Source organism: Acidobacteriota bacterium (genome assembly GCA_016196035.1).
Classification (GTDB): domain Bacteria; phylum Acidobacteriota; class Blastocatellia; order RBC074; family RBC074; genus JACPYM01.
This window is the reverse complement of record JACPYM010000081.1, coordinates 13317-26087: the sequence shown is the minus strand read 5'-3', so window position 1 is coordinate 26087 and position 12771 is coordinate 13317. Positions and strand designations below refer to the sequence as shown.

Below are 12771 nucleotides of genomic sequence, written 5' to 3'. Positions count from 1 at the left end.
ACAGGCCGCCGCTTTGGTAAGCCTTTGATCATTTGCTAACCAAGGGATTACCAAAGCGGCGGCCTGTGCCGCGCGCACTCCAAAGACGCTGCGCGTCAATTCACGCCGCGACCGGCGACTTCCACGGCGCTAGGTCGCTGGTGTTGTCAGTTCCAACTGATTTCGAGTTCGTAATCATCCGCGCCCCGGTCGGCATCGCTGATGCGGATGACCGCCACATAGCCATTGCGCGAGGTGGGTTGTTCAACCACTTCGACGCGCCCGCGTCCGCGCAGGCGATTGACACGCACCGTTACGTCACGGCGCGGCAGCGACCAACCCGAACTGGTGCGCACGTCATAGGGCGCCTGGCCTGAAATATGCCGTTCGCGCACCACATTGCCGCGCACCTCGATTTCGATCTCGCCATCCACGCGCCCGCTCCAGCGCAAACTTGAGGCGCCGCTGTTCTCGCGTCCCCGGTCGTCGTAACGATCCCGACCCCGATTGCGATCATCCAGGCGCGTGCGGTCGTCAACCAGGCGCAAGCGGAAGCGCTGATTGGCTTCGCCGTTGCGGTTGTATAGCTGCATCCGCCCGCCGTCGTTGCGAGCGCTGCTGGGCGAATCCATGGATTTGCCGTTGCGCGCGATGAAGTAATAGCCGTTGTCCGGGCCGGGGCGGATTTCCCAAAGTTGCGCCTCATCATTGCGCCGTTCGCGCGTCAAGATGACGTTGTCGCCGCTTTCGCCACGGCCTTCAAAGGTCATCACTTCGCCAGTTTCCGCCGAGCGTATGGAGTAATAGTTGCCGCCAGCGATTTCCAAATCCCATTGCTGACTGCGCGCGCGGCTGGCCTCGCGTTGCACGACCTGGTTGCCGTTGCCGATGTCGAGCAGACGATTGGTCGCCACTAGTTGAATTTCGTAGCGGCCATTGCGCAACACGCCAATGCTGCTGCTCCCCTGATAACGGTCGTCAGGGCGCGGATCGTTTGTGCGGGGATCACCGGGCCGAGCATCGCCGCGCCGGTTGCCGTAACCCCAGTCCAACCGCGTCACGCGGCCCCCACGGCGTTCGAGCGCGGAATCGAACCAGAGCGATTCCCAATCACGGTTGCGTGCACGAATCATAGCGCGGCCCCGCACACCCGTTTCGTTGTTGCCGAGCGGATAGGCTTCGGCGAGCTCAATACGGATTTCTATATCAGCACCGCGTTCGCGGGTCAGGCGGTAGTCCAGTTCGCGCATCACGGCCTCGCGTTCCGCATTACTGGCAGAGCGGGTTTGCGCCCCAGCCGCCAGCGGAAACGCCAGCAGTAACAAAACGCTGACCAGGTTAATCAAGCGTCGGTTCATCGCTCCCCTCCTGGAAAATTGGTTGTCATTTTGGTTTCAACGCAAAACCATTGAAGAAGCAAATTGTGTGACAGTCGGGTTCTCCCTTGTAGTAGCGAATTTATTCGCATATTCGCCAAGTAACCCCGCGCATAAATTCGCTACTACAAGGCGGGCGCTTTCATTTTGCGCACTCGGCCAATTTGAAATCATCCAGCCACAGACGCCCTGTCAGCGGGCACGGCGGTTCCGCACAGGGCAAACGTTGCACACGCACCGTGACGGCTTCGGTCGCGGGTTTAGTGGTAAAGCGCAGCGTCGTCGGTTGCCAATCGCGGGTGCCATTGGGCAGTGGCGCCGACGAGACGCCCAGCCGTTTTTCTTCCACCGCGTCGGTCACGCTGACGAGCGGCGTGCTCAGGCTTTGCAACGCCTCGGTGCGCGCCGCAAAGCTCAGGCAATAACTCGTGTTCGGTTGCACGGGCGCGGTTTGCGTCGCCAGAATCAGCGTCAGGTTTTCTTCCTGTTCAAAGCGGAAGCGCAGACTCATTTGCCCCACCGCGTGGGTTTGTTGGTCGAGCGAGACGTTGACGGTCTGGCCGGGCTGGCAGCGCCAACTCAGGAGCGGCAAGGTCGAAGCCGGATCGAAATTCTGTTCAAAGCTGCCATTGGCCAGCATGGAATTGCTATCCAGTGGCGGCAACGCGTCGTCTTTGGTCGCGCGCCAGAGGTCATAAGCGGCTTTGAAATGACCCGCGTTGGTCAGCGCTATGGCGAGTTGGCGCGTCTCGGCGGGCGTGTGCGGGTTGCTCTCGCGCCAGAGTTGCAGCGCGTCATCCACGCGATGGCGCGTGCTGAGCAAAGCGGCCAGTTGCGCGCGCGTTTCGTTGGTCTCAGCCAGCGCCTCCGCGATGGCGCGGCTGTCGCCGTCATAAACATTCCAGGCGTAATCAAAGATCAACGGCATCGCGGCGGGCCGTTGCCGCAACGCCTGGCGCAATGCGTCAAAGGCCGCTGCGCGTTCATCCGCCCGCAGCAAGTAATTGCCCAGGCCCCATTGCGAATCGAAATGATTGGGCGCGAGTTCGACGGCGCGCTTGAACGCTGCCCGCGCCTCGGCCAATGTGCCATTGCGTTCCAACGCGCGTCCGTAGGTCAACCACAAACGGTAGTCATTCGGGCTGGCTTGCGTGGCGGCGCGCAACTCGGCCACGGCGGTGGGCAAAAACTGCTCTGCCTGTTCGTCCGCCGCCGCCGCCAAGTAAAGGCCGCCGCGGTTCCAACGTACCAGCGGATCTTGCGGGGCATACTTGGCCGCCGCATCGGCGCTACGCAACCGCGCTTCGTTCGACAGGTTCGGCGTGCGTTCAGCATAGCTGCTGAGGCTGTCGCCAATGGCTGCGCGCGTGATTGACCAGCCGAGCCAGCCCAACGCGACGGTCAAGACCAAGAGCAAGGCCAGTCGCAGCGCCATAAAACGAATTGGAATGGAGATCATAGCGACCGAGAGGCTAACGGATTCGCCAGATTACGGCAAGATTGCGGCAGGCCGTGTTTGAACTGGATTGAGACAAAAGCCTTGCCACAGAGGCACGGAGTCACAGAGCGGAGAACCGGCATGGCCTTGCGCTATGGCTCCTTCTGTCTTTTTCTCTGTGACTCCGTGCCTCTGTGGCAAGCGCCCGCCTTTCTATTGGTGGAATAGCCCGGCAATGCCATAATCCGCCTCACCTTTGACGCTCGACCAGCGCCACCAGAATCATTTCTCCAAACCTCGAAGGAGTAACGTCATTTATGAGTACCAGCGAAAATCGCACCGTTCAGCAACACAAAGATTACCTGTTTCCCGCCGTCACGATGTATTACCAGGAACCGCTCGCGCTCGATCACGGCGCAGGCATGCACGTCTGGGATGATCAGGGCAACAAATACCTCGATTGTTTCGGCGGCGTGCTGACCACCAGCGTCGGTCACGTGAATCCCCACGTCACCGCCGCCATCATTGATCAGGTGCAAAAGATCACGCACACCTCGACGCTTTACGCCAACGCGCCACAATCCCAACTCGCCGCCAAACTGGCCGAGCTTGCGCCCGGCAAATTGCAAAAATCCTTCTTCACCAACAGCGGCACCGAAGCCGATGAAACCGCGACGCAAGCGGCCAAGCTTTACACCGGGCGGCAAGAGATCATCACCTTGCGCCACGGTTACAGCGGACGCAGCGCCGCCGCGCAATCCGCTGGTGGGCACAAAAGCTGGAAGGTCTTGCCGACCCAGGTGCCCGGCTATTACCACGCGCCCGCGCCGTATTGTTACCGCTGTCCGTTCAAGCTGACTTATCCCGAATGCGATCTGGCTTGCGCCAAAGACATGAAAGAACTGATCGAGACGGCGACCTCAGGCAACATCGCGGCGTTTATGGCCGAGCCGATTTTGGGCGTCGGCGGTTACATCACGCCGCCCAAAGAGTATTTCAAAGAAGCCGTCGCCATCATCCGCCAATACGGCGGCGTCTTCATCGCCGACGAAGTCCAAACCGGCTGGGGCCGCACGGGCGACAAATGGTTCGGTATCGAGCACTGGGACGTTGAACCAGAAATCATCACCTCGGCCAAAGGCATGGCCAACGGCTCGCCCATCGGCTGGACGATTACGACGCCGGAAGTGGCCGCCGCCACGCCGACGCTGACGTTCTCGACCTTTGGCGGCAACCCGGTGACCTCGCGCGCGGCGCTGGCGACGATTGAAGTGATCGAACAGGAAAACCTGGCGCACAACGCCAAAGTCGTCGGCGATCATTTGCGCGAACGGCTGATGGGCTTGATGGAGAAATACGACGTGATCGGCGATGTGCGCGGCATGGGCCTGATGCAGGCGCTCGAATTCGTCAAAGACCGCAAGACCAAAGAACCAAATCCGCAGGCCGTCGTGAAGGTGTTTGAGGAAACCAAAAAGCGCGGCGTGCTGATCGGCAAGGGCGGGCTGTATGGCAACTGCATCCGCCTCGGGCCGCCGCTGATTATGACGAAAGATAATGCGGATGAATTGGCGACGGCGTTGGATGAAGCACTGGCTACCGTGTAACGTATTTAGGAAGGAGGATAGAAAACGATGAGTCAGACTCAAAGCAGCAACTATGACTTGGTTCTCAGTACGGTTCGGCAGTGGCCAACTGCGCAACAAATGGAATTAGTCCAAGATGTGTTGAGGGAACTCTCACCTAGAATTGCCCCACCAAAAAAGCGTCAAAAGACACTTGTTCGGGCCTTAGGACTATTGACGACTGAGCAGCCTGCTCCAACCGATGCGGAAGTTAAGCAATGGCTGGATGAACATCGCATGGAGAAGTACGGATGACGCAAGTGCTCTTTGACACCAACGTGCTGCTCGACGCTTTGCTGAAACGCGCGCCTTGGGATGCCGAAGCTGCTGGTTGTTGGCAGGCTTGCGATGAGGGAAGAATTATGGGCTGCTTGACGGCCTCGACGCTCACCGACATTTTCTACATCGCGCGCAAGCATAAAGGGCTGACTAGCGCCTTCGACGCAATTCGTGTCTGCCTTGATACGTTTGCGATTTGCCAAGTTGATCGGCGGGCATTGGAGCAGGCGCTGGATTTGCCCGGCGTTGACTTCGAAGACAATTTGCAAATCGCTTGTGCCACGCTTGCCGATCTGGACGCGATCGTCACACGCGACAAAGACGGCTTTCGGAATTCCATAATTCCCGCATTCACACCCGCTGAACTGATAACTCAACTCAATACTAATCAGGAGTGAAGTTTATGCGCACCCTCATCCAAAACGGCCACATCGTCACCGCCGTTGATTCCTACATCGCCGACATCCTGATCGAAGGCGCAACCATCGCCATGATCGGCAAAGACCTTTCCGCCATCGTCGGCACCGTAGACAAAACGATTGATGCCACCGGCAAACTGGTCATCCCCGGCGGCATTGATCCGCACACACACATGGATTTGCCTTTCGGCGGCACGTCTTCGTCCGATGATTTCGAAACCGGCACGCGCGCAGCGGCCTTTGGCGGCACGACGACGATCATTGATTTCGCCGTCCAGCAGCACGGGCAGGCGCTCAACGAAGCCCTTGATGTCTGGTTCGCCAAAGCGCAAGGCAAGGCGACGACCGATTACGGCTTCCACATGATTTGCACCGATCTGCCTGACGAGCGCTTGCCAGAAATGAAAGGTTTGATTGATCAGGGCGTGACGAGCTTCAAGCTGTTCATGGCCTACCCCGGCGTGTTTCTGGTGGATGACGGGACGATCTTCAAAGCGATGACCAAGGCGGGCGAGCACGGCGGCTTGATCTGCATGCACGCTGAAAACGGCGTCATCATTGACGTGCTGGTCAAACGCGCGCTGGCCTCGGGGCGCACCGCGCCGAAATACCACGCGCTGACGCGGCCCACTAAGGCCGAAGCCGAAGGCGTGCACCGCGCCATCGCCATCGCCGAAATGGCCGAAGCGCCCGTTTACATCGTGCATCTGAGTTGTTACGACGCGCTCAAAGAAGTCCAAAATGCCCGCGACCTTGGCTTGCCGGCCTACGCCGAAACCTGCCCGCAATATCTGTTCTTGGATTACAGCTACTACGAACAGGAAGGGTTTGAAGGCGCCAAGTACGTGATGACGCCGCCGTTGCGCGGCAAAGAGAATCAGGAACTGCTCTGGCGCGGCTTGCGCAGCAACGATCTGCAAGTCATCTCGACCGACCATTGCCCGTTCTGTATGAAAGAGCAAAAGGAGCTGGGCATTGACGATTTCAGCAAGATTCCCAACGGCGGCCCCGGCGTCGAACACCGCATGAGCCTGATTTACAACGGTGGCGTGGCGCAGGGCCGCATCAGCCTCAATCGTTTTGTCGAACTGACTTCGACGGCAGCGGCCAAAATCTTCGGCCTCTTCCCGCGCAAAGGCACCATCGCCGTCGGCTCCGAAGCCGACATCGTCATCTTCGATCCCAACCGCGCACAGACGATCAGCGCCGCGACGCATCACATGCGCGTGGATTACAGCGCGTATGAAGGCTGGACGATCAAGGGCGTGACCGAAGTCGTGCTGTCGCGTGGCAACGTGATTGTCGAAAATGGGGAATGGAAAGGGCAGGCGGGCGCGGGGCAGTTTTTGAAGCGTGGTGAGACGGGAGCGCACTGAGTTTACCTTTAGCCGTCTAATGGCGATTGCCGGAAACCGAACAAGAGGACATAGCGATGACGACGATCTCAATCATTCCTGAACATCCCGTACCGGGCGAAATCATCTGGCGTGCTGTAGCAGGTGACAAACGTTCGCAGGGCAAGACAATGGGCGAAGCATTGGATGCTTTGGCTGCGCAATTGGCTTTGGATGAATCCGAAGCGCGGGTGATCGTGGGATCAAAACGGCCCGATCAGTTTTTTAGCGCGGCGCAACAGCAACGGCTGGCGGCGCTGATGGCGCAATGGCGCATGGCTCGCGATACAGGCCAACAGTTGCCGCCGCATGAACAGCTTGAACTGGAAGCTTTGATAGAGGCTGAAGTGCAAGGCGCGGGACGGCGTGCTGAACAAGCACTGCTGGATTTAGCGCCATGAATCCGCACTACCCTTTGGTGGCAGAACGCGCGGCGCATCGTTGTGAGTATTGCCGCGCGCCCGAAGATATTTTCAACTACGCCTTTGAAGTCGAGCACATTCACCCAAAAGGCCATGCCGGGAGTGATGACGAAGCGAATCTGGCACTGGCTTGCCGCGCTTGCAATCTTTTCAAAGGCGATTACCTCACGGGCTTTGATGAAGCCTCACAGCAGGCAATCCGGCTTTTTCATCCGCGGCAAGATCGGTGGGAAGAACATTTTACCGTCGAGGTAGAAAGCCGAAAGATTTTAGGCTTGACTGAAATTGGGCGCGCTACGGTGCAGCGGTTGCGCATGAATCAGGCATTTTCGTTGGCGGCGAGGGCGCATTGGATGCGGTTTGGCCTTTTCCCGTAAATGGCGTGGTGCAGGTTATCAATGATCTGCTTAAAGTCAGCCACTCTTACAAGACGGAGCAATGGCTTTATGAGTGTCAAAACAACATCAGTTATCAACAAGTCACAGAATGAGGAGCATCGGCTACCGTGTAGACAGTGCCATATCAAAACTAAGCATCGTGTGATGCAATCAGTGGATATCGATAATGTAGAGGGAACTCCGCCTTTAGCGTACTGGTGGGAAGATCTATACCAGATTGTTCAATGTAATGGTTGCGAAGAGATCTCGTTCCGTGAGGTTCATGGGAGTTCAGATAGCTATGTAGAAGTAAGTGATGGTGATGACATTTATATACCTGATGAGAGCTTATATCCTAGCCGTGTTGCGGGAAGGCGCCAACTAAGTGATATGCATTTTCTTCCTTCTCAAGTGGCAAATATCTACAAAGAAACCCATTCCGCACTCTGCAACAAAATGCCCGTATTGGCGGGTATTGGTATACGAGCATTGATAGAGACGGTATGTAAGGAGAAAGAAGCTTCTGGCAAGAATCTAAAAGAAAATATTGATAGCTTAGTAGCGCTGGGGGTACTGACTAAGGATGGGGCAGAGATTCTTCACAGTTTGAGAACTCTAGGCAATGATGCTGCTCACGAAGTAAAACCGCACTCGGACGAACAGTTGTCTATTGCAATGAATGTCGTCGAGCATCTATTGAACGGGGTTTACATCCTTCCCCAAGCAGCCTCTAAGCTTCCGAAGCAAAAGTGACACTCATAATTTAAGCAAGAGGCTTTGTATGTCCGCTAAAAATGTTCCCGAAACCATCCACCACCCAGACGGTCGCGTTGAACTCCGCGACCCCGCCGCCATCAGCGCCAGCCCGCTCTACAACGAAGACCTCGCGCCCGTGCCCATCCAGCAACGCAATTGGACGACGTATAACTATGCGGCGCTGTGGATTTCGATGGCGCATTGCATCCCGACTTATATGCTCTCGTCGGGCTTGATTGCGGCGGGGATGAATTGGTGGCAGGCGCTGGTGACGATCTTGCTGGGCAATACGATTGTGCTGATTCCGATCTTGCTCAACTCGCATCCGGGCACGAAATACGGCATTCCGTTCCCCGTGTTTGCGCGCGCGAGTTACGGCACCATCGGCTCGAATCTGCCCGCGTTGATGCGCGCGATTGTGGCGTGCGGCTGGTTTGGCATTCAGGCGTGGATCGGCGGAGAGGCGCTGCACACCTTTTTCAAGGCCATCATTCCCGGCTGGCAAACGCTGCTGGGCGGGCCAGTCGGTGGGCATACGGGGACGGAGTGGCTGTCGTTTCTGCTCTTTTGGGGCCTGAACATCTGGATCATCTATCGCGGGATGGATTTGTTGCGCGCGGTCGAAAACTGGGCCGCGCCGTATGTGCTGGTGATGACGGCGGTGTTGCTGGGCTGGGCGATTTGGCGCGCCGATGGCCTGGGCACGCTCTTCACCAATGCGGGTAAGTTCCAAACGCTGGGGGAATTCTGGCCTGTGTTCATTCCGTCGCTGACGGCGATGATCGGATTCTGGGCGACGCTGTCGTTGAATATGCCCGACTTCATGCGCTTCGGACGCAGCCAGCGCGAACAGACCGTCGGCCAGGTCGTGGCCTTGCCAACGACGATGACCGTCTTTGCCGCGATGGGTGTGATGATTACTTCGGCGGCCATCGTGATCTATCCGCAGATGAAGCCCGAAGAGTTGTGGGACCCGCTCAAGGTCGTTGGGCAATTCAGCAACGTCTTTGTCGTCGCGCTTTCGATGTTCACGGCGGTGGTGGCGACGCTGGCGGTGAATATCGCGGCCAACGTCGTTTCGCCCGCCAACGATTTTGCGAATGCCTTCCCGAAGCTGATCTCGTTCCGCACGGGCGGCCTGATTACCGGCTTGCTCGGCATTGCGATGCAGCCGTGGAAGCTGCTTTCCAGCCCGGACGTTTATATCTTTCGTTGGCTGAATGGTTATTCGGGAGGCTTAGGCGCAATTGCAGGTGTCTTGATTGCGGATTACTGGCTGGTGCGCAATCGGGAATTGGTATTGGGCGATTTATATCGGACAACTGGCTGCTACACCTATGCGAGTGGGTGGAATTGGCGCGCCGTGGTTGCCACTGCTATAGGTTGCGGGTTGGCGCTGATTGGCTGGAAAGTCCCGCTGTTTAAGCCACTCTTCGATTATGGCTGGTTTGTGGGCTTTGGTGTGGGAGCGGTAGTTCATTATGGGTTGATGAAGACCTTTCCGCCCGCAACGGTACCGCGCGCGTCAGCAAGCGGTGCGTCGTCAACTTCAACCAATTGAGCAAATTTGAAGGTGCCGCTTGCTGACGCGCGCGGTACCGATGAGGAGCAATTATGGCACGCATTGTGAAATGTGGTTTGATACAAGCAAAGAACGCCGCGCCGACCGATCTGCCGATTGACGAGATCAAAAAGATCAACATCGAGCGCCACCTGAACCTGATCGAAGCCGCCGCCCGCGCGGGCGCCAAGATCGTCTGCATGCAGGAAGTTTTCACTACGCCGTACTTTTGCGCCGAACAGCAGACGCGCTGGTACGACGCGGTCGAGAAAATTCCCGACGGCCCCACAGTCAAGCTGATGCAGGAAGTCGCGCGCGACCACGGCATTGTGCTGGTCGTGCCGATTTACGAAGAAGAGCAGGCGGGAGTGTATTACAACACCGCCGCCGTGATTGACGCCGACGGCAAATACCTGGGCAAGTACCGCAAGAACCACATCCCGCACGTCGCGCCCGGCTTTTGGGAGAAGTTCTATTTCAAGCCCGGCAATCTGGGCTACCCGTGCTTTGACACGGCGTATGCGCGTATCGGTGTGTATATCTGCTACGACCGGCATTTTCCCGAAGGCGCGCGCTCTCTCGGTTTGAACGGCGCTGAAATCGTCTTCAATCCGTCGGCGACAGTCGCGGGCTTGAGCGAATATCTGTGGAAGCTGGAACAGCCTGCACACGCGGCAGCGAATGGTTATTTTATCGGCGCGATCAATCGCGTGGGTGTTGAAGCGCCCTGGAACATCGGCGAGTTTTACGGTCAGAGTTATTTCTGCGATCCGCGCGGCCAAATCGTTGCGCAAGGGCCGCGTGACGAAGACGCCGTAGTCGTGGCCGATTTGAATCTGGATATGATCCGCGAAGTGCGCAATACGTGGCAGTTCTTCCGCGACCGGCGCCCTGATACGTATGGGACGCTAGTGCAGGGATAAAGCCTGGGAACGCAGGCATCCTTGCCTGCTGTAATAGAAGCCGCGAGGCGCTCCTCTTTCCTTGTCTCTCGCGGTTTGACTGATGGAGTAAGGAAGGCTGCGCCGCTTTTTTCACAGCAGGCAGGGATGTCTGCGTTCCCAGAGGCGTGCCTTTCCCGACCGAGAACACCAATGAAAATAACGCTTTCTCTCTTGCTGAGCTTTCTTTTCTTGCTCGCGCCCGCCTTGCACACGGCGCAAACGCAGCCTTACGACCTGCTCATCCGCAACGGACGCATCGTAGACGGCGCGGGCAACAGTTGGTTTCGCGGCGACGTAGCCTTGCGCGGCGACACCATCGCCGCCGTCGGCAAGCTCGAGGGTGCCACCGCGCGCCGCGTGATCGAAGCCAATGGCCAAATCATCGCGCCCGGTTTCATTGACACGCACTCGCACGCGCGGCGGCAGATTTTTGAAGAGACGAAGGCCGAAAACTACATCCGCCAGGGCGTGACCACCGCGATTGAAGGGCCGGATGGCAGTTCGCCGCTGCCGCTCAAACCCTTCTTTGACCAACTTGTGCAAGCGCGCATCGCGATCAACATGGGCGCGCTGGTCGGCCAAGGCTCCATCCGTGAAAAGGTCATCGGCCTGGTCAATCGCCCCGCCACGCCGGACGAAATCGAAAAGATGAAAGCCCTGGTCAAAGAGGCGATGGAACAAGGCGCGCTGGGGTTGAGCACTGGCTTGTTTTACGTGCCCGGCAATTACACGCCGACCGAAGAGGTCATCGAACTCGCCAAAGTCGCGGGCCGCATGGGCGGCATTCACACCTCGCACATGCGCGACGAAGCGGCGGGCGTGCTCAAAAGCGTTGCCGAGACCATCGCCATTGGCGAACAAGGCGGACTGCCAACGCAGGTCACGCATCACAAGATCATTGGCAAAGACAACTGGGGCCGCAGCGTTGACACCTTGCACCTCGTTGCCGAAGCCCGCGCGCGTGGCGTAGACGTAACGATTGACCAATACCCATATACCGCGTCGAGCACCGGCCTCGTCGCGCTGCTGCCGCAATGGGCGCAGGAAGGCGGCCTGCGCGAACTGGTCAAACGCCTGGAAGACCCGGCCACGCGCGCCAAGATCAAAGCCGCCATCATCGAGAACATCAAGTTTGATCGCGGCGGCGGCGATCCCAAAAACGTATACATCGCGCGCTGCACTTGGGATCAAAGTTTAGAGGGCAAGAATCTGGCGGAGATCACCAAAGCGCGTGGGCGTTCCACGTCGTTTGAAGACGCGGCGGAAACGACGCTCGAACTTGTCGCCCGTGGCGGCGCGTCGGCTATCTTTCACGCCATCAACGAAGACGACCTCGTGCGCATCCTCAAAGACCCGCTGACAATGATCGCTTCGGACGGCGGCGTCGAGATTCCCAAACGCGGCGTGCCCCATCCGCGCAGCTACGGCACCTTCGCCCGCGTGCTGAATGTATATGTGCGCGAAAAGCGTGTGCTGACGCTGGAAGATGCCGTGCGCAAAATGAGTTCGCTGCCTGCCGGGCGTATGGGCTTCACTGATCGCGGCTTGTTGCGTCCTGGTATGAAGGCGGACGTGGTCGTGTTCGATGCGGAACGTGTGCGTGACAAGGCGACCTTTGCCGAGCCGCATCAGTATGCCGAAGGCTTCAGCTACGTGATCGTCAACGGCGCGGTTGTGCTGGATGGCGGTAAAATGACGGAAGCGCGGCCCGGGCAGGTGTTGTTGGGGGCGGCGGCGCGGCGGTGAAACTGAAAACATTCTGTTGGGAAACCCATGCGGGCAGTGATAGACACCAATGTGATTTTTGAAGGCTTGACGAAACAGGGCAGCGTTTGCGGCTTGATCGTAGACGCTTGGCGCGCGGGACTGATCGAAGCCTGCGTCACCAATGCGCTCGCTTATGAATACGAAGACGTGCTGGGGCGTAAACTTTCGGCCCGACGCTGGACACAAATACAACCTGTTTTGCGCAGCTTGTTGGGACAAGCCGAGTTTGTGACAATCTATTTCTCGTGGCGTCCGAGTTCGCCTGATCCGGGCGACGATCATCTGATTGATTGCGCGATGAACGCGGACGCGACTGTTGTGACTGCAAACATACGAGATTTAGCGCAAGCGCAGAAGACGCTGGGCTTGCGCGTAATGTCGCCCGTGGAATTTGTTATGGCGCTGACCGACCCGAACTAATCGCAACGTTTTTA

13 protein-coding genes are annotated in these 12771 nt (G+C 57.9%); 11 read left to right on the top strand and 2 right to left on the bottom strand.

The features are described from left to right. Positions 1-146: 146 nt before the first annotated feature. Positions 147-1337, bottom strand: coding sequence for an RICIN domain-containing protein (locus tag HY011_23740; GenBank protein ID MBI3425953.1), 1191 nt, complete (start codon positions 1335-1337; stop codon positions 147-149). Positions 1338-1497: 160 nt separating this feature from the next. Further along, a complete protein-coding gene (locus HY011_23735; protein ID MBI3425952.1) occupies positions 1498-2814 on the bottom strand; it encodes a tetratricopeptide repeat protein in 1317 nt (438 codons plus the stop codon). Between the two features lie 296 nt (positions 2815-3110). Here HY011_23735 and HY011_23730 point away from each other — a divergent pair, with 296 nt between their 5' ends. From HY011_23730 to HY011_23680, 11 genes are all read left to right on the top strand, one after another. Then, complete coding sequence (locus HY011_23730; protein MBI3425951.1) at positions 3111-4400, top strand: aspartate aminotransferase family protein; 1290 nt, start codon at positions 3111-3113, stop codon at positions 4398-4400. A gap of 27 nt (positions 4401-4427) precedes the next feature. Further along, positions 4428-4673 (top strand): hypothetical protein, encoded by a 246-nt coding sequence (locus tag HY011_23725; GenBank protein MBI3425950.1) that lies wholly within the window; start codon positions 4428-4430, stop codon positions 4671-4673. Further along, positions 4670-5095 carry a PIN domain-containing protein gene (locus HY011_23720; GenBank protein MBI3425949.1) on the top strand — a complete coding sequence of 142 codons (426 nt, stop codon included), beginning with the start codon at positions 4670-4672 and terminating at the stop codon, positions 5093-5095. The genes HY011_23725 and HY011_23720 overlap by 4 nt, the downstream gene beginning before the upstream one ends. Positions 5096-5100: 5 nt before the next feature. Beyond that, on the top strand, positions 5101-6492 hold the full coding sequence (gene hydA, locus HY011_23715; GenBank protein ID MBI3425948.1) for a dihydropyrimidinase: 1392 nt from the start codon (positions 5101-5103) through the stop codon (positions 6490-6492). 56 nt (positions 6493-6548) lie between these two features. Continuing rightward, on the top strand, positions 6549-6911 hold the full coding sequence (locus HY011_23710; GenBank protein ID MBI3425947.1) for a hypothetical protein: 363 nt from the start codon (positions 6549-6551) through the stop codon (positions 6909-6911). Continuing rightward, entirely contained in the window at positions 6908-7309 is a 402-nt protein-coding gene (locus tag HY011_23705) for an HNH endonuclease (GenBank protein ID MBI3425946.1), read from the top strand. The genes HY011_23710 and HY011_23705 overlap by 4 nt, the downstream gene beginning before the upstream one ends. Before the next feature lie 69 nt (positions 7310-7378). Then, entirely contained in the window at positions 7379-8062 is a 684-nt protein-coding gene (locus tag HY011_23700) for a DUF4145 domain-containing protein (protein ID MBI3425945.1), read from the top strand. Positions 8063-8090: 28 nt separating this feature from the next. Continuing rightward, positions 8091-9626, top strand: a complete 1536-nt coding sequence (locus HY011_23695) for an NCS1 family nucleobase:cation symporter-1 (GenBank protein MBI3425944.1) — start codon at positions 8091-8093, stop codon at positions 9624-9626. A 53-nt stretch (positions 9627-9679) separates the two neighbouring features. Beyond that, on the top strand, positions 9680-10549 hold the full coding sequence (locus HY011_23690) for an acyltransferase (GenBank protein MBI3425943.1): 870 nt from the start codon (positions 9680-9682) through the stop codon (positions 10547-10549). A 171-nt stretch (positions 10550-10720) separates the two neighbouring features. Next, positions 10721-12316, top strand: coding sequence for a D-aminoacylase (locus HY011_23685; protein MBI3425942.1), 1596 nt, complete (start codon positions 10721-10723; stop codon positions 12314-12316). A gap of 27 nt (positions 12317-12343) precedes the next feature. After that, entirely contained in the window at positions 12344-12757 is a 414-nt protein-coding gene (locus HY011_23680; protein ID MBI3425941.1) for a PIN domain-containing protein, read from the top strand. The last annotated feature ends 14 nt before the right edge of the window (positions 12758-12771 follow it).